The following is a 19,175-nucleotide window of genomic DNA, read 5'->3' as shown; positions in this document are numbered from 1 at the left end:
GGCGCCCGTTACGCAGCGTCAGGTGTGGAGGAGTCCGCCTGCGCGGCGAATCTCGCCTTCGCCTCGTCGACCTTGCGGCCGTAGTGCACGGAGGCCCACCACAGCGCCGCGAAGACGACGCCCAGGAAGAACATCATGGGCACGATGAAGCCGGACGCGATCAGCGCGATCTGCAGGGCCCAGCCGAGGGCCACGCCGCCGGGCCGGGTCACCAGGCCGCACAGCAGCACGCACAGGAACATCGCGATGCCGCTGACCGTCCACACGGTCGCCATGGACAGGTCCGGGTCCTTCATGGCGACCAGACCGGCGAAGCCGATGACGAAGAACTCGCCGATCAGCGTCGACGAACAGAGCGTACGCATGGCGGACTCAGCCCTTCCCGAGCAGCAGCCGGGCTTCGCCGACCGTGATGACGGACCCGGTGACGAGGACACCGCCGCCGGTGAACTCGCCCTCCTCCTCGGCCAGCGTGATCGCGGCCTCCAGGGCGTCCGGCAGCCGCGGCTCGACCTGGACGCGCTCGTCGCCGAACACCTCGACGGCGATGGCCGCGAGCTCGTCCGCGTCCATGGCGCGGTGCGAGGTGTTCTGGGTGACGACGACCTCGGCGAAGATCGGCTCGAACGCCTCCAGCAGGCCCCGGACGTTCTTGTCGCCGCTCGCGCCGACCACGCCGATCAGCCGGCTGAAGTCGAACGCCTCACCGATCGCCTCGGCGGTCACGCGAGCGCCCGCCGGGTTGTGGGCGGCGTCCAGCACGACGGTCGGGGAGCGCCGGACGACCTCCATACGGCCCGGGGAGGAGACGGCGGCGAACGCCTTGCGGACGGTGTCGATGTCCAGCGGTTCGGCGCGGGCGGCGCCGACCCCGAAGAACGCCTCGACGGCGGCGAGGGCGACCGCGGCGTTGTGCGCCTGGTGGGCGCCGTGCAGCGGGAGGTAGACCTCGGGGTACTCGCCACCCAGGCCGCGCAGGGTGACCAGCTGCCCGCCGACGGCGACCTGACGGGCGACGACCCCGAACTCCAGGCCCTCACGGGCCACCGTGGCGTCCACCTCGACGGCCTTCTTCAGCAGCACCTGGGCGGCGTCCACCGGCTGCTGCGCCATGATCACGGTGGCGTCCTGCTTGACGATCCCGGCCTTCTCGCCCGCGATCTCGCCGGGGGTGTCGCCGAGCCGGTCGGTGTGGTCGAGGTCGATCGGCGTCACGACGGCGACGTCCGCGTCGATGACGTTGGTGGCGTCCCAGGAGCCGCCCATGCCGACCTCGACGACGGCGACGTCGACGGGCGCGTCCGCGAAGGCCGCGTACGCCATGCCCGTGAGCACCTCGAAGAACGACAGGCGGAACTCCTGCGAAGAGTCGACCATCTCGATGTACGGCCTGATGTCCTGGTACGTCTCGATGAAGCGCTCGGCGGAGATCGGGGCGCCGTCCAGGCTGATCCGCTCGGTGATCGACTGGACGTGCGGCGAGGTGTAGCGGCCCGTGCGCAGCTCGAAGGCGCCGAGCAGGGCCTCGATCATGCGGGCGGTCGACGTCTTGCCGTTGGTCCCGGTGATGTGGATCGACGGGTACGACCGCTGGGGCTCGCCCAGCAGGTCCATGAGCGCGGCGATCCGGGCGACCGAGGGCTCCAGCTTGGTCTCGCCCCAGCGGGTCGCCAGCTCCGCCTCGACCTCGCGCAGGGCCTTGTCGACCTCGGGGTCCTCGGGGCGGGCGGGCACGTCCGCCTGCTGAGGACCGCCCTGGGTACGCAGGGTGCGGCTGCCGGCCTCGATGACGGCGAGGTCGGGGTCGCGGTCGGTCTCCTCCGCGATGATCTCGTCGAAGAGGTCCAGGGGGTCGGGCTCGTTCTGGTCGCTCACGGGGCCAGTCTACGGAGGCCGGCAGCCCGGCGTACGGCAAGGCCCCCGGTGCCCGAGAGCACCGGGGGCCTCCTGGCCGTCGTACCGCCTACGCCTGCGGCAGGCGCTCCAGCTGGGCCGTGATGCGGGCGATGTCCTCGTCCGCCTTCGCGAGGCGGCCGCGGATCTTGTCGACCACCTGGTCGGGGGCCTTCGCCAGGAACGCCTCGTTGCCGAGCTTGGCCGTGGCCTGGGCCTTCTCCTTCTCGGCGGCGGCGAGGTCCTTGGCCAGGCGCTTGCGCTCGGCCGCGACGTCGATCACGCCGGACAGGTCGAGCGCGACCTCCGCGCCCGCGACCGGCAGCGTCGCCGTCGCCGTGAAGGCGTCGCCCTCCGGCTGGAGGCGCAGGAGCTGGCGGATGGCCGGCTCGTGCGCGGCGAGGGCCGTACCGTCCAGGGTCAGCCGGGCCGGGACCCGCTGGCCGGGCTGGAGGCCCTGGTCGGCGCGGAAGCGGCGGACCTCGGTGATGACGGACTGGAGCGACTCGATCTCCCGCTCGGCGCCCTGGTCGCGGAAGCCGCTGTCGGCCGGCCAGTCGGCGATCACGATGGACTCGCCGCCGGTCAGCGTGGTCCACAGGGTCTCGGTGACGAACGGGACCACCGGGTGCAGCAGCCTCAGCGTGACGTCGAGGACCTCGCCGAGGACGCGCTTGCTGACCTCGGCCGCCTCGCCGCCCGCCTGGAACGTCGTCTTGGACAGCTCGACGTACCAGTCGAAGACCTCGTCCCACGCGAAGTGGAACAGGGCGTCGGACAGCTTGGCGAACTGGAAGTCGTCGTACAACGCGTCGACTTCGGCGACGACGGAGTTGAGGCGGGAGAGGATCCAGCGGTCCGTCGAGGACATCTTCGACGCGTCGGGCAGCGGGCCCTCGACGGTCGCGCCGTTCATCAGCGCGAAGCGGGTCGCGTTCCAGATCTTGTTGGCGAAGTTCCGGGAGCCCTGGACCCAGTCCTCGCCGATCGGGACGTCGACGCCCGGGTTGGCGCCGCGCGCGAGGGTGAAGCGGAGCGCGTCGGAGCCGTACTTGTCCATCCAGTCCAGCGGGTTGACCGCGTTGCCGAAGGACTTCGACATCTTCTTGCCGAACTGGTCGCGGACCATGCCGTGCAGGGCGATGGTGTGGAACGGCGGGGTGCCGTCCATCGCGTACAGGCCGAACATCATCATCCGGGCGACCCAGAAGAAGAGGATGTCGTAGCCGGTGACCAGGACGGAGTTCGGGTAGAACTTCGCGAGCGACTCGGTCTGTTCGGGCCAGCCGAGCGTGGAGAACGGCCACAGGCCGGAGGAGAACCAGGTGTCGAGGACGTCGGTGTCCTGACGCCAGCCCTCGCCGGTGGGCGGCTCCTCGTCGGGGCCGACGCAGACGACCTCACCGTTCGGCCCGTACCAGACGGGGATGCGGTGGCCCCACCACAACTGCCGCGAGATGCACCAGTCGTGGAGGTTGTCGACCCAGTCGAAGTACCGCTTCTCCATCTCCTGCGGGTGGATCTTGACCTTGCCGTCGCGGACCGCGTCACCGGCGGCCTTGGCGAGCGGGCCGACCTTGACCCACCACTGCATGGACAGGCGCGGCTCGATGGTGGTCTTGCACCGGGAGCAGTGGCCGACGGAGTGGACGTACGGGCGCTTCTCGGCGACGATCCGGCCCTCGGCGCGCAGCGCGGCGACGATGGCGGAGCGGGCTTCGAGGCGGTCCAGGCCCTGGAAGGGGCCGTGGGCGGTGATGACCGCGTGCTCGTCCATGATCGTGATGGCCGGCAGGTCGTGACGCTGGCCGATCTCGAAGTCGTTCGGGTCGTGGGCCGGGGTGACCTTGACGGCACCCGTGCCGAACTCGGGGTCCACGTGCGTGTCGGCGACGACCGGGATCGAGCGGTCGGTGAGCGGCAGCTTGATGAGCTTGCCGACGAGGTGCTTGTACCGCTCGTCGTCGGGGTGAACGGCGACGGCAGTGTCACCGAGCATGGTTTCGGCACGGGTCGTGGCGACGACGATGGTGTCGTCCCCCTCCCCGTACTTCATGCTGACCAGCTCGCCGTCGTCGTCCTGGTACTCGACCTCGATGTCCGAGATCGCCGTCAGACAGCGCGGACACCAGTTGATGATGCGCTCGGCGCGGTAGATCAGCTCGTCGTCGTAGAGGCGCTTGAAGATGGTCTGGACGGCCTGGGAGAGGCCCTCGTCCATGGTGAAGCGCTCACGGGACCAGGCGACGCCGTCGCCGAGGCGGCGCATCTGGCCGGAGATCTGGCCGCCGGACTCGCCCTTCCACTTCCAGACGCGCTCGACGAACGCCTCACGGCCGAGGTCGTGGCGGGACTTGCCCTCCTTGCCGAGCTCGCGCTCGACGACGTTCTGCGTGGCGATGCCGGCGTGGTCCATGCCGGGCTGCCACAGCGTCTCGAAGCCCTGCATGCGCTTGCGGCGGGTCAGGGCGTCGATGAGCGTGTGCTCGAAGGCGTGCCCGAGGTGCAGGCTGCCGGTGACGTTCGGCGGCGGGATGACGATGGTGTAGGGCGGCTTGTCGCTCTTCTCGTCCGCCTCGAAGTAACCGCGCTCTACCCAGCGCTCGTACAGCGGCCCCTCTACATCGGCCGGCGCGTACTGGGTCGGCAGTTCGGTGTCGGGCGCTGGTGGCTGCTGCTGAGCGTTCTCGGTCACGAGGTCAGTTTAGGGGTGTCTCGGGCGTGTCCCGAAACGCCTTTGTTCTGTAACGGTGGGCACCCCGATGCCGTGGGACCGACGACTCTGCGCCAGGATGTCAGGAACACATAAGCGTCTGGAGGGGAACCCAGAAATGAGCTACAACCAGCCGGGCCCGTACGGCGGGCAGCCCCAGCAGCCCGGTCCGTACGGCCAGCCGGGTCCGTACGGCCAGCAGCCGCAGGCACCCCAGCCCGGTTACGGCTACCCGCAGCAGGCGCCGCCGCCCCAGCCGGGCTACGGCTACCCGCAGCAGGCTCCCCAGGGTGTCCCCCCGCAGCAGCCCCCCTACGGCCAGCAGCCGTACGGCATGCCCCAGCCCCCGCAGCCGTCCGGCGGCGGCAAGAAGGCCGGCCTGATCATCGGCGCGGTGGCGGTCGTGGCGGCGATCGCGGTCGGCGCGTACTTCGTTCTGGGGGGCAGCGGTAGCGGCTCGTCCGACGTGGCGGACGACGGCGCCCACAAGCTGACGACGCCCGCGAACGTCCTGAACGGCGAGTACAAGAAGTCGGAGAGCGGGGGCGCCGCGGACTCGATGACCGACAGCGACAAGTCGGAGTTCGAGAAGTGGGGGGTGGACAACCCCACGGACGTCGGCGCCGGTTACCAGAAGGGCGAGGGCCTCAGCGCCAAGACGCTCTCGTTCCACGGGGTCTACGGCACCATCGACGACCCCGAGGCCGTCGTGGACGCGATGTTCGCCAAGATGAAGACGGAGTCGGAGAAGGACCAGGGCAGCGCCACCGAGGGCAAGCTGGTCGGCAGCCCGGAGAAGGTCTCTCCGTCCGGGCTCGAGAACGGCATCATGAAGTGCCAGGTCGCCGAGATCTCCAACGACGAGGCGACCGACGGCGCACCCAAGTCGATCAAGATGCCCATGTGCGTGTGGGGCGACCACAGCACGGTGGCCATCGTGACCTACTTCGACATCGCGTCCTTCGCCGGCGGCGAAGGAAGCTCGGTCGCGAACACCGCGGACCTGGCCGCCAAGCTCCGCAAGGACGTACGCGTCAAGGCCTGACACGGCACCGGGTATCGAGGGTCCCCAGCCGATCGGCTGGGGACCCTTTCTGTCTGCAGGACCCGACACACTCGGATACGCCGGGTGAGGTCCTGGTCACACAGACAGGAAACGCACAGTTATTCGAAAGGCTGCGCCGCAGAATGATCTCTGAACTCAAGCGAACCGCGCTGTCGGGTTCAACTGAAGGGATGTCATGCGACCTAGATACCGCTACTCCGCTGTGCTGGGCACCGCGGCGGCGACGCTCATCGCCGTCTCAGCGAGTCCGGCTGCGGCTTACGAAGCCGCGACCAGCTGTGATCGCGGGCGCAAGCGTGACCAGCCCCGTCCAAGGCCGGCTCATAGCTTCGTGGAACTGGGCGAGCCCTGAGCAGCTGACCAACCTCCACATGGAGGCCAAGGACACCTTTGCCGACGGCCTTCACCCGGCGATCCGTCTCGTGACGAAGCAGCGGGACGGCGATACCCACAACTGGAGCTGGCACCACAACACCAAGGGTGCGGGAACCACTGGCACCCTGAACACCAGCGCCACGGACTCCCAGGGCATCGAGACCGTCCGTATCGATGGAGGGCTCTTCGACGGCGACAGGCTGGTCGGGGTGTGCTACGGAGAGACCCGCCGCAACCCTGACTAGACGATCGGCTCGGCCCCGACCCACAGCACGACGAAACGCCCGGCACTCCGCTCGAGTGCCGGGCGTCTTGTCGACGGGGTGGCGGTTACGCCGACTTCTGCTCCCCCGGGCCGCGGCGGGCGTCTCGGGGGATCAGGGTGGGGTTCACGTTCGAGTGGACGACGTCCGCCGTGATGACGACGCGGGCCACGTCCTTGCGGGACGGGACCTCGTACATCACCGACATCAGGACCTCCTCCATGATGGCGCGCAGGCCGCGCGCGCCGGTCTGGCGGAGGATGGCCTGGTCGGCGATGGCCTCCAGGGCCTCGCGCTCGAAGTCCAGCTCGACGCCGTCGAGTTCGAAGAGGCGCTGGTACTGCTTCACCAGCGCGTTGCGCGGCTCGACCAGGATCTGCAGGAGCGCCTCGCGGTCCAGGTTGTGGACCGAGGTGATGACGGGGAGGCGGCCGATGAACTCGGGGATCATGCCGAACTTGACCAGGTCCTCGGGCATGACGTCCTCGAACTGGTCCTTGGACTCCAGCTCCCGCTTCGAGCGGATCGTCGCGCCGAAGCCGATGCCCTTGGCGCCGGCCCGGGACTCGATGATCTTCTCCAGTCCGGCGAACGCGCCGCCCACGATGAACAGGACGTTCGTCGTGTCGATCTGGATGAACTCCTGGTGCGGGTGCTTGCGGCCGCCCTGGGGCGGGACCGAGGCCGTCGTGCCTTCGAGGATCTTGAGGAGGGCCTGCTGCACGCCCTCGCCGCTCACGTCGCGCGTGATGGAGGGGTTTTCACTCTTCCTCGCGACCTTGTCGATCTCGTCGATGTAGATGATCCCGGTCTCGGCCTTCTTGACGTCGTAGTCGGCGGCCTGGATCAGCTTCAGCAGGATGTTCTCGACGTCCTCGCCGACGTACCCGGCCTCCGTCAGCGCCGTCGCGTCGGCGATGGCGAACGGGACGTTGAGCATGCGGGCCAGCGTCTGCGCGAGGAGCGTCTTGCCGGAGCCCGTCGGGCCGAGCAGCAGGATGTTGGACTTCGCCAACTCGATGGCGTCCTCGCGGTTCTGACCGCCGCCGTTCTCGCCGGCCTGGACGCGCTTGTAGTGGTTGTACACGGCGACCGAGAGCGCCTTCTTGGCCGCTTCCTGGCCGACCACGTACCCCTCGAGGAACTCGTAGATCTCGCGCGGCTTCGGGAGTTCCTCCCAGCGGACCTCACTGGTCTCCGCGAGCTCTTCCTCGATGATCTCGTTGCAGAGATCGATGCACTCGTCGCAGATGTACACACCAGGGCCTGCGATGAGCTTCTTGACCTGCTTCTGGCTCTTGCCGCAGAACGAGCACTTGAGCAGATCGCCGCCGTCACCGATGCGTGCCACGGTGTGCTTCCCCTTCGCCGTGGAGACGACTGGACATCGCGTCCAGCGGCTCCTGGTGCTGCCTTATGTCGACGGTACCTTGCCTGGGCCCCCGTTCGGGCCCCCCTTGGCGCGGTTCACTTTGACGTGCACCATCCCAAACCGTGCCAAGGGGCAGCAGACAATACCCGGTCCGCGTCAGCGGACGTCGCTGTTGTTCATCTTCCGGGTGGAGATGATCTGGTCGATCAGCCCGTACGACAGCGCGTCCTCGGCCGTGAGGATCTTGTCGCGCTCGATGTCCTCGCGGATCTTCTCGATCGGCGTGGTGGAGTGCTTGGCCAGCATCTCCTCCAGCTGCGAGCGCATCCGGAGGATCTCGTTGGCGGCGATCTCCAGGTCGGAGACCTGGCCCCGGCCGGTCTCGCTGTACGGCTGGTGGATCAGCACACGGGCGTTGGGCAGCGCCATGCGCTTGCCGGGCGTACCGGCGGCCAGCAGGATCGCGGCGGCGGAGGCCGCCTGGCCCATGCAGACCGTCTGGATGTCCGGCTTCACGAACTGCATCGTGTCGTAGATGGCCGTGAGCGCGGTGAAGGAGCCGCCCGGGCTGTTGATGTAGACCGAGATGTCGCGGTCGGGGTCCATCGACTCCAGGCACAGCAGCTGCGCCATGACGTCGTTGGCGGAGGCGTCGTCGATCTGGACGCCGAGGAAGATCACGCGCTCCTCGAAGAGCTTCGCGTACGGGTCGTACTCGCGGATGCCCTGCGAGGTGCGCTCGACGAACCGCGGGATCACATAGCGGGACTCGGCGCGCGGGCCGGTGTACTCGGCCTCGGTGCGGGCGTACAGGCCGCTGCCGGGGAAGTCGTTCACTGTCTGTCTCCTAGGGGCTGTGGCGGTCGGCTGGGGGCTGCGCAGGGGGCCGTCAGGCCGCCCCGGTGCCGCCGCCGCCCGGCATCCCGGCGGCCGTCGGGATGACGTCGTCGATGAGGCCGTACTCCTTGGCCTCGAAAGCGTCGAACCAGCGGTCGCGGTCCGAGTCGCGGGTGATCTGCTCGACCGACTGGCCCGTGTGCTGGGACGTGAGTTCGGCCATGCGCTTCTTGGTGTGCAGCAGCCGCTCGGCGTGGATCTTGATGTCCGAGGCGGAACCGGCCAGACCGGCCGACGGCTGGTGGATCAGGATCTCGGCGTTCGGCAGCGCGAAGCGCTTGCCCGGGGTGCCCGCACTGAGCAGGAACTGCCCCATGGAGGCCGCGAGACCCATGGCGATCGTCACGACGTCGTTCTTGATGAACTGCATGGTGTCGTAGATCGCCATGCCGGCCGTGATCGAGCCGCCGGGGCTGTTGATGTAGAGGTAGATGTCCTTGTCGGGGTCTGCGGCAAGGAGCAGCAGCTGCGCGGTGATCTTGTTCGCGATGTCGTCGTCGACCGGCTGGCCGAGGAAGATGATCCGCTCGTTGAGCAGCCGGTTGTAGACCTGGTCACCGAGGCCACCACCGATGGAAGGCTCACCGGCGGCGGAGGGCATCAGATTCGTCACGTATCCACCTGCTCGTCTTACGACGGCGCCGGGCCGTCTCACGTGTCCTGCGTGGGCAACGGGGACTCCCCTGCCCTCATACTCATGGACCCTAACGCGCTGGTCCCTTCGGGGAATCCCGGAGCGGCAGGTGTTCGCCGGGGGCGTAGCGCCTCGGGGTCCGCGGTGCCCGGCGGCGCGCCGGGAGCATGCCGGAAGGGCCCGGGGATCATGTGATCCTCCGGGCCCTTCCCAGGTGTGCTGGCGCTGTCGCCGGCTCAGCCCTCGGACTTCTCCTCGGCGGCCTCGTCGGCGGTGCCCTCGGCGGCCTCGACGGTCTCCGTGGCCTGCTCGACCTCGTCCTCGTCGTCCAGGTCGACGACCTCGCCGTTGGTGTCCTTGACGGTGGCCTTCTCGACCACGACGGCCAGGGCCTTGCCGCGGGCGACCTCGCCGACCAGGAGCGGAACCTGGCCGCCCTCGACGACCGCCTGGGCGAACTGGTCGGGGGACATGCCGGAGGAGGCGGCGCGGCGCATGAGGTGCTCGGTGAGCTCCTCCTGGTTGACGTTCAGCTTCTCCTGCTTGACGAGCTCGTCGAGGACGAACTGCGTCTTGATGCCCTTGACCGCGGCTTCCTTGGTCTCGGCGTCGAACTCCTCCTCGGTCTTGCCCTGGATCTCCAGGTACTTCGCGAGGTCGAGGCCCATCTGGCCGAGCTGGTGGTGCTCGAGGTTGTGCTTACGGGTGTTGATCTCGTCCTCGAGGAGCTTCTCGGGGACGGGCACCTCGACCAGCTCCAGCAGCTTCTCCAGGACGCGCTCCTGGGCCTGCGTGGCCTGGTCGTACTGCTTCATGTTCTCGAGGCGCTTGCGGCTGTCCGCCTTGAGCTCGTCGAGGGTGTCGAACTCGGAGGCGAGCTGCGCGAACTCGTCGTCCAGCTCGGGCAGTTCACGGGCGGCGACCTGGGTGACCTTGACGGTGACCTCGGCCTCCTTGCCGGCCGCCGAGCCGCCCTTGAGCTCGGAGGTGAAGGTGGCCTCGCCACCGGCCTCCAGGCCCTTCACGGCGTCGTCGATGCCGTCCAGCAGCTCGCCGGAGCCGATGGTGTACGAGACACCGCTGGCGATGCCGTCCTCGAGGACCTCGCCGTCGACCTTGGCCTCCAGGTCGATGGTGACGACGTCGCCGTCCTGGGCGGCGCGCTCGACCGGGGAGGTCGAGGCGAAGCGCTCGCGCAGCTGCTCGACGGACTTCTCGACGTCCTCGTCGGTGACCTCGACGGCGTCGACCTCGACCTCGATGCCGGAGAAGTCCGGGATCTCGATGGCGGGGCGGACGTCGACCTCGGCGGTGAAGTTCAGCGTCTCGCCGTCCTTCAGCTCGGTGATGTCGACCTCGGGCTGGCCCAGGACGTCGATCTCGGCCTCGTTGACGGCCTCGGTGTAGAACTTCGGAAGCGCGTCGTTGACGGCCTCCTCCAGCACGGCGCCACGGCCGAACCGCTGGTCGATGACGCGGGCCGGGATCTTGCCCTTGCGGAAGCCCTTCACCGTGACCTGCTGGTTGATCTTCTTGTACGCCGCGTCGAGGCTGTCCTTGAGCTCCTCGAAGGGCACCTCGACAGTGAGCCGAACCCGGGTCGGGTTCAGGGTCTCCACGGCGCTCTTCACGGTTCGGTCTCCTTGTGGCTGACTTCTCGGGTTCTGCCGGGACCAGAACGGTCCGGCGGATTCGCCGCCCGGGAGGACTTCGTGACTTCGTACGGAGAGACACACGGGCGTGCAGCTTGCATAGTAACGGCAGCGAGGGACGCGCCCCAAAGGCGATCATCGGCCGCGATCACACGAGGTGGCCGTGCGGGGGCCGGCGGTGACCGGTCGTGGTCGGGGTGGCGGGATTTGAACCCACGGCCTTCCGCTCCCAAAGCGGACGCGCTACCAAGCTGCGCCACACCCCGTGCTGGTGCGACACGTAGGGTACATGCCCGCAGCCGACGCGGCCTCCGCATTGCGGGGGTGTGCGACGAGGGGGGCCGACCCGCTACGATGCCTTCAGTGCCGCGGTCACTGACCTGCGGCGCGTCGCTGTGCGGGCGTAGCTCAATGGTAGAGCCCTAGTCTTCCAAACTAGCTACGCGGGTTCGATTCCCGTCGCCCGCTCTGAACGGCTCAGGGCCAGGCCGGAGGGTTACTCCTCCGCCTGGCCCTGATCGTTTTGCGGGGCGGTGTTCAGCCCGCCGTGCCCCCTGCGTGCCCCTTAGGTCTGCGCCCCCTGTCGACCAGGCCGCTCAGCGCCTCGGCGATCAGCCGGTCACGGTCGGCGCTCGCGTGCTGATAGATCAGCGCGGCCCGCGCGGTGCTGTGGCCCATTCGCGCCATCAGCTCACGCGTGCTGGCTCCCGTGGACGCCGCCAGGGTGTTGCCCGTATGCCGAAGATCATGGAAGTGCAGGCCCTTGACCCCTGCCGACTCGCACGCCTTGTGCCACAGCCGGTTGAAGTGGTTCCGACGCGGGGTCGCGCCCTTGGCCCCGACGAAGACGCGACCGTCCGCCCCGGGCTCGGCGTAGCGCTCCAGGTGATCACGGATGTCCGGCACGATGACAGCCGGGATCGAAACTGTCCGCTTGCCAGCAGCGCTCTTGGGGGCCTTGATCTCACGCTCGCCGTTGTTCAGCTCGGTGACCGCTCGGCGGACCCGCAGGGCGCCGGCCTCCAGGTCGATGTCCCGGCGGTGGAGCCCGATCAGCTCGCCCCAGCGCAGTCCGAGGAACCCGGCCATCAGCACGAGCACCCGGTAGCGGGGTTGGATCGCGTCGGCCAGGTCGTAGACCTCCTGGACCGTGGCGGTGGGGCGCTCCGGGGTGTGCACGGTGCTGGCGCCCTGGATCGTGCAGGGGTTGCGCCGGATCATCTGGTCGGCGACCGCCGTGCCCAGGATCGCCCTCAGCAGGGCGTACGCCTTGGCGACCGTTGTCGGGCCGGTACCGGAGGCGAGCTTGTCCGCACGCCAGCGCCGCACGAAGGGGGGCGAGATGTCGGTGACGTTGACGCTCCCGAAAGTCGGCTCCAGGTGGTGCCGCAGGAGCGAGCCGTAGAGCTGGCGCGTGGTGTTCGTCAGCTCCCGCTCAGCGATCCATGCGGCGGCGTACGAGCCGAATGGCACCCTCCCGGCATCCGGGTCGTGCCAGTCGCCACGCCGCATCTCGGTCTGCTTGTCCGCCAGCCAGGCGTCCGCGTCCCTCTTCGTACGGAAGGTGTCCGGGGCGGGCCGCAGGACGCCGTCAGGGCCGACGTACCGGGCTTGGTAGCGGCCGGAAGGGAGCTTGCGCACACGGCCGAACTGTCGGCGCTTCACAGCCATCAGGCAACCCTCCTGAGCGTCCCCGGACGAGCCGTGACCGGCTGGACGGTGTTCTCGGCGATGAAGGCCGCAACGGCACTCTCCGGGATGCGGACGTGCCGACCGATCTTGACGAAGGCGATCCGTCGTTCCTCGATCAGGCGCCGAGGAAAGCGGACGGTGGTGCCGAGCAGAGCTCGGCCACCTGGTGCACGTCGAGAAGGCGTTCCATGGTCACCACTCCCCCGTGGTCTCTCGGTCTTGCAGCTCGGTCAGGGCTTCGCGTGCTGTCTCTCGGTTGAGGCGGATGTCTCGGGCGATGGTCGCGGCGAGCCAGGATTCACCGGGGCTGTGGCCGTGCCCCGCGTAGGTCCAGTGCGCGAGGGTGAGCGTGCTGCCCTCAACGTCGTCCGGGTCGGGCAGGCCACGTTCGCGGCGTTCCTGACGGGCTCGGTAGTCGGCTCGAATTTGGCGCCGCTCGGTGAGCGTGGTCGAGTAGGCGCGGGACTTGGTCATGAAGTGGCCGCGGAAGCCGAGCATGTGAGCCCAGCGCCACAGCAGCCGGTCCGGGTAGGCGTCGTCCAGGTCCCGGCAGGCTTCGATCAGGCGCCGGGTGTGCGCGGGCAAGGCCAGCTTGTCCAGTTCCGACAGCTCTCCGATACGGCGGTCCACGGTCTCGGTGGCCTCGGCGGCTTTGGTGGCGTACTTGGCGACGTAGGAGGCGACCGCCTGATCCGTCAGCTCCACCCCGTCCATACCGCCAATCGCCTGGACGTCGACCTGCGATCCCCACCGCAGAACGCGCGCAGCAAAAGCGCCGGCGGACGGGACGGGCACCGCGACCCGAGCAGCCGCCGCCCGGATCGCCGCCTCGAGGAGAGCGACGGTCGCCCAGGCCGGGGGCGGGGCGTCGGGGCCTTCCGGGCCGTCGAGGCGCACCACGGCGTGGAAGTGCACCGCGCCCCGCTTCTGGAACTCGGCCACCTTGCCGAAGGAGACCCGGCAGGTCTCCCGTAGGGCGGCCTGGGTGATGCCCGCGCGGGCTGCGACCTCCCGGCGCAGGTAGATGGTGAAGCGCCGCCACAGGTCCCCCGCATGGTTGTTCCACAGCACCGCCCCCGCGTAGTCGTACGACTCGAGGTCGAGGGCGGTGCCGAGGGCCGGATCGTCGGCGGGATGCTGGGAGTCGCAGCGGCAGCGGCCCGAGGCGGGGCGGTTGTGGACCGGGCCGAACGAGGGCGCGGTGAGGGTGGCGAACACTCCGGGGTGGTGACGCACCCGACCGGGGATGCCCATGCGGCTGTCGCCGGTGATCCCGGCACGGATCAAGTGGTAGACGTCGCCCGCGTAGGTCCAGGCACAGGCCGGGCACCGCGAGGCACGCCGGTTGCCGCAGGCCACCCGCAGGCGTCCGCCGGGCTCCTGATCGGTGGAGTAGGAGTAGAGGACGTCGCCGGTCTTCGCGTCGCGGGTGACCGTCGAGCCGTGCAGGTGGATCGGGTTGGAGCAGCCGCCCGTGCGGCGGATCTGCTCCTGCCAGCGGTCGAATCCCGGCGTGTTGGCGACCCGGAGCAGGTCGGCGAGGGTGAGGGGGTCGGTACCCACGGCTGCCGCCACGTCAGCGACGGCAGCCGTGGATACGGGCAGGTGGGTCACGCGGCCACCGCCCGCAGGTGCGCCACCGGCCGGGCGGGTGTGGCGGTGGCGAAGAGGTGATCGAGGGTGGCCAGGTAGCCGCCGGTCAGGGGCGCCGGGCCTAACCGGCGCAGGTGCAGGACCGGAGCCAGAGCCGGGGTGGAGCCGTCGATCGGTGTGGTGACCAGCAGGTCATCGTCCGCGCGCAGGACGTCGGCCCGCAGGCCGGGGTGCGTCGACAGGCGCAGGCCGGGGACCGTCAGCAGCGAGGGGAAGACGTCGTTTAGCCCGGTGACCGGTCCGGCCGGATCTTCCGGGGTGACGATCCGGACGCGGACGCCGGCCGATGCCTTGTCGGCCAGCAGGGTCGGCAGGTCCCAGACCGCGTCGGCCAGGAACAGCAGGTTGGACACCGCCAGGTCGATGACCGTCGTGGCACCGGCTAGCGTCGTGCGCCACAGGGCATACGGGGCGGTGGAGCGCATCGGGTAGCAGGCGACGACCTCATCCTGTGCGGTCGGCGTGGAGCGGTGACGCTCGCCCAGCCTGGGCCACAGGTGATAAGCGTCCGCGTGCAGGTACTTGGCGGCGGCCTCGGCATTGCGGGCGTGCGGGGTCCGGTCGGTGTTCAGCCAGCGATCCACCGACTTCGGGTCGATGCCCAGGTGGTCGGCCAGGCCCTCGATGGTGACGTTCGCGGCGACCATGGCGGCACGCAGCCGCTCATTCCCGGTGATCGTGGCGGAGGTCATGCGGCCACCGCCTCAGCGAGCGAGGTCACCGGCTGGCCCGTCTCCCATACGAAGGGCACGGCCACCGGGCAGCGTTCCTGACCGTGGACCAGAACGCCGATGCCGTCCACGTTGATCCAGTCGAGTCCTCCGAACGCGCCGCAGGCCCAGCACGGCGAGGCCAGGACTACAGCGTCATCGCGGCGGGACAGGCGGGGCAGATAACGGCGCCGGGTGCGCGTCAGCAAGCGTCACGGGCATGATGGGACTTCCCTTCGAGGGAGCCAGGGGCGGCGAATCTTCTTGGCGGTTGAGGCGCCGTCCCTGGGCAGACGTAGGTCGTGCCGAGTTCTCTCATCCGTGCGGCGGTACATCCCTAAGGTTCCCTAGGGCACCTTAGGGTGTCAAGCGGTACGCTAGGGAAGTAGCCACAGAGACAAGGGAGCCGACGCAATGGCGGACCAGGCAGACAATCGGGCGCCCTACGCGCAGATTGCCGCCCACTACGCGGAGCTGATCACGTCCGGAGAACTCCAGCCGGGCTCGCTGCTGCCGAGCATCAAGAACCTCTCGCAGGAGTGGAAGGTCAGCGCCGCGACCGCTGAGAAGGCGTTGCGGAAGCTGCGCAACGAGGGTCTTGTTCGAGGCATTCACGGCATCGGCACCGAGGTCCTGGACCGCCCCGCCCCGATGTCCTCCGGCTCGCAGCGCCAGGATCGAGGGCGCCGCACCGGCTCCAGTTGGGGAACCGGCGAACGGTCCGACTCGCACCGGGCTTCGGTTGTGCCGGCGCCCGCAGAAGTGGCACAAGCACTGGACATCAAGCCCGGCTCCGAGGTGATCCGGCGCAGCCGGGTCTACCGCGACCGGCACGGCATCGTCGCCCACTCGACGTCATGGATCCCGGTCCGGTACGGAGAGCTGATCCCACAACTAACGAGCAGCGAGCGGCTGACGGGCGGAACGTCGCTGCAACTCATCGCGCAGGCCACCGGCCGACCCATCACGCACCGGTTCGACACCGCATCGGCACGACTGCTCACCCCCGAGGACGCGGAGCTCCTGGAGCTGGACCCCGCGAAGGCCCCGCGGGAACCGGTGGTCGTCATGACCGCGAAGTTCGTGGACAGCGAAGGCACCGTCGTCGAGTACGGCGTGGACCTCGGCGGCCCCGGTCGTACGTGGCAGACGGAATCGGAAGTCACCCAGTGACGGACGTGAACCCCGCTCGTCAACCGTTCTGCGTCCTCATGGCAGGACTGCCCGGCTCAGGGAAGACCACTCTTGCCCGTGAGCTGACAGCCCGTGGCTTCGTCAGGCTCTGCCCGGACGAGGAGATGTTCCGCCGACACGGCGTGTACGGGGTCGACTTCCCTCGAGGGACGTTCCCGACGCTTGAGCGACCGATCCTTGAAGAGACCTCGGTCCTGCTCCGCGAGCAGCTCCAGGCCGGACACGATGTGGTGGTGGATCACGGCTTCTGGACGCTGGAAGACCGCGCTCACTGGCGATCCGTTGCCGCTGAAGGTGGCGCAGTCTCGGTGCTGGTCTATCTGGAGGCCAGCCACGAGGAGTTGTGGTCGCGCGTGAGCAAGCGCAACGCCCGTCACGAGGACGACCCGAACTCGATCTACTTCGCCGAGAGCGACCTGATCCGCTACCGGAAGCGATTCGTGGCCCCGAAGCCCGACGAACCGCACCTTGTCTATGACGGGGACCCCGAGTCCGTACTCAAGACTCTGCAAGCGGAGCTGGACCGCTCATAGCCGGAAGCACGAGGCCGCCAGGGCACGAGTTACAGGTTTCTCTACCTCATCAAGTGCCCGCGCACGGCGCGGGCGCGCGCCGCCTCTGCGGCGCGGCCTGCCTCCTGTCTTCGCCCCGGCTGGCCGCGCCCGGCGGCGCGCTGCGTGCATGCGGGCGAGGAGGGAAACCCGCTGTGGCTGGGGCGGTCGGCTCCGCGACTTTAGCCAGCCACTTTGGCGCGAGCCTCGAAGATCATGGCCCCAACGTCGTGCTTTAGCGGGCAGGTCCACAGACTGCCCGACGCGCCGGAAGCTTACGGGGCCATGATCACTCGCGCCAAAGCAGCTCCCGGCCAAAGTCGCTACGCCGCCCTTGCGGAATCACTGCAGCTAGCGGGAGCAGCAGGTCAATCAGCGGCGGCTCCACAGCGCCATAGCCGCGATCCAGAGGCCCATCGAAGTACTGAAGGCCGTACCACCGCCCAAGACAGCCAGAGCCAGTGGTTGTACAACGAGCAGAATGAAAGTCCCCAGGAGGCCCACCACCATTGAAAACAAGATCCCAATGGTGAAGACGAGCGCCTTGGTAGACGGAACGAAGCCGGTCCCCATGGGTCCGTACACCTTTCACAACAAGGTGGTTGAACCGATACCCACAAGGACAGGCTCAGCTCAGACCACATCCAAAATGGTCAGAGCTGGGTCCTGCCCGGCATCAGGGCTCAGCAGCAGGCAGCCACAACTGCCTGAAATGCATGCTCAGGTCAATGCTGAGCAGTGACCGAAGGGTGTGCCCTCCAGTCGAAACTTCGTTCCTGCGGCTCCTCTGAGAACGAGCAGCCTTCCTTGTCGGGTGGCTTATCCCCTGGGCACTGCTGCTACCGGGGCAGCAGGCCATAAGGGCCACCGTCCTGATCGCTCGACACCTGGCCGAGTCCCCTCAGGTGGGAGATGGGGCAGACCACCTGGGTCCACGCACCATCCAGAGGCGAAGGTAACACATCCCAGGACTACTTCTGCCAAAGGGAGTTCGAACCGCACAACCTGGCGTGCCCTTCGCGTGCCCGCACGATGGGGGAACAGCGGGGAGTAGCAGGGGAGGTCGAGCAGCGATCAGAGAAGGCACAGCTCAGCATCCGAGCAGGTCAACGGCCACGCGCATACGCGATCTTCCAAACTAGCTACGCGGGTTCGATTCCCGTCGCCCGCTCTGTACGGCTCAGGGCCAGGCCGGAGGGTTACTCCTCCGCCTGGCCCTGATCGTTTTCCCGGCCTGTCTCCACGGGGGCGGTTCCCCCGTCAGTCGCGGCCCGGCCAGGTCGGGCCGTCGGGGGTCCAGGTGACGCCCTTGTTGCGGCACAGGCAGAAGGGGTGGCCGACCGGGTCGGTGTAGATCCGCCAGCCGTAGCCGTCGGGGCCGATGAAGTCCTTCCTCAGCGTGGCGCCGAGAGCGAGGACGCGGCGCTGCTCCGGCTCGATCTCGTCCACCTCGAAGTCGAGGTGGAACTGCTTGGGGTGCTCGTTGTCGGGCCACTGGGGGGCGCGGTAGTCGTCCACCCTGATGAACGCCAGTTCGATCTCGCCGAACCGGATGCCAGCCCACTCGTCGGTGCTGCCTTCCTTGATCGGGCGGCCGGTCACCTCGGAGTAGAAGGACGCCAGCTTCATCGTGTCCGGGCAGTCGATGATGAAATCGGTCAGTCGCAGCATCCCGCGATCTTGGCACAGGCCCGCGCGGCCGTCAGTCCCTCAGGGTGCCGAGGAAGGCGCCCACCGTGGCCGCGTAGCCCTCGGGGTCCGTCTCGTGGACCGTGTGGCCGGTGGGGAGCTGGGCGAGGCGGGTGTGGGGGCGGCGGGAGACCAGGTCCTTCGCGTGGGCCTCGGTGAGGGTGTCGCTCCGGGTGCCGTGGACGAGGAGGGCGGGGCAGTCCGTGGCGAGCCAGTCGTCCCAGTGGTCGCCGTTGACCTGGCCGACGGAGGTGACCATGTCCTCGGCGCGGAAGGCGAGGCCCCAGCCGTCGGCGTACTCGCGCAGGGCGTCGGTGAGGTAGCGGGCCGAGTCGCCGAGCCGCTCGATCAGAGCCGCGCGGCTGGGTGCCCGGTGCGGCCAGGACAGGCAGAAGGACAGGTCGTCGTCGATCTCGGTGCCGATGTCCTCGATGACGAGCGCGCTCACCAGCTCCGGGTGGCGGGCGGCGAGCTGGTAGGCGTTGACCCCGCCCAGCGAGTGGCCGAGCACCACCGGCCGTTCCAGGCCGAGGTGGGTGATGAGAGCCCTGGCGTCGGCGACGTAGCCCTCCCGGGAGAAGTCCGGTCCCCGGTCGGAGAAGCCGTGCCCGCGCTGGTCGGGTGCGACGACGCGCCAGTGCGGGAACAGCGCCCGCGCCAGGTGTGCGAACGTGCGGCCCTCGTTGAAGTGGCCGTGCAGCGCGAGCAGGGGCCGCCCCCGGCCGCCGAAGTCGAGGTAGGAGAGGCGGCGCCCGTCGAGCGTGAGGGCGGCGCGGGCGGCGTCGGGGGCAGCGGTGGTGGTCATGGACCCGCAGGATGCC

Annotated in this window: 17 protein-coding genes, 2 tRNA genes and 1 pseudogene; 5 read left to right on the top strand and 15 right to left on the bottom strand. The window is 68.9% G+C overall.

The window, feature by feature from the left end:
* Nucleotides 1-8: 8 nt before the first annotated feature.
* The 3 genes from ACFV46_RS01235 to ACFV46_RS01225 all read right to left on the bottom strand — a co-directional run bounded on the left by ACFV46_RS01235 (nt 9) and on the right by ACFV46_RS01225 (nt 4,588).
* A complete protein-coding gene (locus tag ACFV46_RS01235) occupies nt 9-365 on the bottom strand; it encodes a DUF4233 domain-containing protein (protein ID WP_385496651.1) in 357 nt (118 codons plus the stop codon).
* 7 nt (nt 366-372) lie between these two features.
* Entirely contained in the window at nt 373-1,875 is a 1,503-nt protein-coding gene (locus ACFV46_RS01230) for a bifunctional folylpolyglutamate synthase/dihydrofolate synthase (RefSeq protein WP_385496650.1), read from the bottom strand.
* An 88-nt stretch (nt 1,876-1,963) separates the two neighbouring features.
* Nucleotides 1,964-4,588 carry a valine--tRNA ligase gene (locus tag ACFV46_RS01225; RefSeq protein ID WP_385496648.1) on the bottom strand — a complete coding sequence of 875 codons (2,625 nt, stop codon included), beginning with the start codon at nt 4,586-4,588 and terminating at the stop codon, nt 1,964-1,966.
* A gap of 136 nt (nt 4,589-4,724) precedes the next feature.
* Between ACFV46_RS01225 and ACFV46_RS01220 the strand changes: the two genes are divergently transcribed.
* A complete protein-coding gene (locus ACFV46_RS01220; RefSeq protein ID WP_385496647.1) occupies nt 4,725-5,651 on the top strand; it encodes a hypothetical protein in 927 nt (308 codons plus the stop codon).
* A 392-nt stretch (nt 5,652-6,043) separates the two neighbouring features.
* Nucleotides 6,044-6,292 (top strand): hypothetical protein, encoded by a 249-nt coding sequence (locus ACFV46_RS01215; RefSeq protein WP_361923947.1) that lies wholly within the window; start codon nt 6,044-6,046, stop codon nt 6,290-6,292.
* 85 nt (nt 6,293-6,377) lie between these two features.
* Here the strand turns inward: ACFV46_RS01215 and clpX are convergent, their stop codons facing one another.
* The 5 genes from clpX to ACFV46_RS01190 all read right to left on the bottom strand — a co-directional run bounded on the left by clpX (nt 6,378) and on the right by ACFV46_RS01190 (nt 11,131).
* Nucleotides 6,378-7,661, bottom strand: a complete 1,284-nt coding sequence (gene clpX, locus ACFV46_RS01210; RefSeq protein WP_062669900.1) for an ATP-dependent Clp protease ATP-binding subunit ClpX — start codon at nt 7,659-7,661, stop codon at nt 6,378-6,380.
* Between the two features lie 177 nt (nt 7,662-7,838).
* A complete protein-coding gene (locus ACFV46_RS01205) occupies nt 7,839-8,519 on the bottom strand; it encodes an ATP-dependent Clp protease proteolytic subunit (RefSeq protein ID WP_151783989.1) in 681 nt (226 codons plus the stop codon).
* A 52-nt stretch (nt 8,520-8,571) separates the two neighbouring features.
* Nucleotides 8,572-9,180 (bottom strand): ATP-dependent Clp protease proteolytic subunit, encoded by a 609-nt coding sequence (locus tag ACFV46_RS01200; protein WP_055570713.1) that lies wholly within the window; start codon nt 9,178-9,180, stop codon nt 8,572-8,574.
* Nucleotides 9,181-9,449: 269 nt separating this feature from the next.
* Nucleotides 9,450-10,844 carry a trigger factor gene (gene tig, locus ACFV46_RS01195; protein WP_283290971.1) on the bottom strand — a complete coding sequence of 465 codons (1,395 nt, stop codon included), beginning with the start codon at nt 10,842-10,844 and terminating at the stop codon, nt 9,450-9,452.
* Nucleotides 10,845-11,054: 210 nt separating this feature from the next.
* A tRNA-Pro gene (locus tag ACFV46_RS01190) sits at nt 11,055-11,131 on the bottom strand.
* A gap of 131 nt (nt 11,132-11,262) precedes the next feature.
* Here ACFV46_RS01190 and ACFV46_RS01185 point away from each other — a divergent pair.
* A tRNA-Gly gene (locus ACFV46_RS01185) sits at nt 11,263-11,333 on the top strand.
* Nucleotides 11,334-11,402: 69 nt separating this feature from the next.
* Here the strand turns inward: ACFV46_RS01185 and ACFV46_RS01180 are convergent.
* The 5 genes and pseudogenes from ACFV46_RS01180 to ACFV46_RS01160 all read right to left on the bottom strand — a co-directional run bounded on the left by ACFV46_RS01180 (nt 11,403) and on the right by ACFV46_RS01160 (nt 15,129).
* The gene (locus ACFV46_RS01180) at nt 11,403-12,536 is read right to left on the bottom strand and encodes a tyrosine-type recombinase/integrase (protein WP_385496644.1); all 1,134 of its coding nucleotides are present in this window, start codon (nt 12,534-12,536) and stop codon (nt 11,403-11,405) included.
* Nucleotides 12,536-12,747 (bottom strand): annotated as a pseudogene (locus ACFV46_RS01175) (excisionase family DNA-binding protein). The gene ACFV46_RS01180 and the pseudogene ACFV46_RS01175 overlap by 1 nt, the downstream one beginning before the upstream one ends.
* Before the next feature lie 2 nt (nt 12,748-12,749).
* On the bottom strand, nt 12,750-14,132 hold the full coding sequence (repSA, locus tag ACFV46_RS01170) for a replication initiator protein RepSA (RefSeq protein ID WP_385496643.1): 1,383 nt from the start codon (nt 14,130-14,132) through the stop codon (nt 12,750-12,752).
* A gap of 35 nt (nt 14,133-14,167) precedes the next feature.
* Nucleotides 14,168-14,902 carry a helix-turn-helix domain-containing protein gene (locus ACFV46_RS01165; RefSeq protein WP_385496641.1) on the bottom strand — a complete coding sequence of 245 codons (735 nt, stop codon included), beginning with the start codon at nt 14,900-14,902 and terminating at the stop codon, nt 14,168-14,170.
* Nucleotides 14,899-15,129 (bottom strand): hypothetical protein, encoded by a 231-nt coding sequence (locus ACFV46_RS01160; RefSeq protein WP_385496640.1) that lies wholly within the window; start codon nt 15,127-15,129, stop codon nt 14,899-14,901. Before ACFV46_RS01160 ends, ACFV46_RS01165 begins: the two co-directional genes overlap by 4 nt.
* Before the next feature lie 205 nt (nt 15,130-15,334).
* Between ACFV46_RS01160 and ACFV46_RS01155 the strand changes: the two genes are divergently transcribed.
* The gene (locus ACFV46_RS01155) at nt 15,335-16,093 is read left to right on the top strand and encodes a GntR family transcriptional regulator (protein WP_344410674.1); all 759 of its coding nucleotides are present in this window, start codon (nt 15,335-15,337) and stop codon (nt 16,091-16,093) included.
* Complete coding sequence (locus ACFV46_RS01150; protein ID WP_385496639.1) at nt 16,063-16,647, top strand: AAA family ATPase; 585 nt, start codon at nt 16,063-16,065, stop codon at nt 16,645-16,647. The genes ACFV46_RS01155 and ACFV46_RS01150 overlap by 31 nt, the downstream gene beginning before the upstream one ends.
* 1,278 nt (nt 16,648-17,925) lie before the next feature.
* Here ACFV46_RS01150 and ACFV46_RS01145 read toward each other — a convergent pair.
* Together ACFV46_RS01145 and ACFV46_RS01140 are read right to left on the bottom strand one after the other, a co-directional pair.
* Nucleotides 17,926-18,336: a VOC family protein gene (locus ACFV46_RS01145; protein ID WP_361923949.1), complete on the bottom strand. Its 411-nt coding sequence runs from the start codon at nt 18,334-18,336 to the stop codon at nt 17,926-17,928.
* 31 nt (nt 18,337-18,367) lie between these two features.
* The gene (locus ACFV46_RS01140) at nt 18,368-19,159 is read right to left on the bottom strand and encodes an alpha/beta fold hydrolase (RefSeq protein ID WP_385496638.1); all 792 of its coding nucleotides are present in this window, start codon (nt 19,157-19,159) and stop codon (nt 18,368-18,370) included.
* Nucleotides 19,160-19,175: the final 16 nt, after the last annotated feature.

This window comes from Streptomyces sp. NPDC059852, assembly GCF_042731455.1.
Taxonomy (GTDB): domain Bacteria; phylum Actinomycetota; class Actinomycetes; order Streptomycetales; family Streptomycetaceae; genus Streptomyces.
The sequence above is the reverse complement of the archived record's forward strand: the minus strand, read 5'-3'. Positions and strand labels throughout refer to the sequence as shown.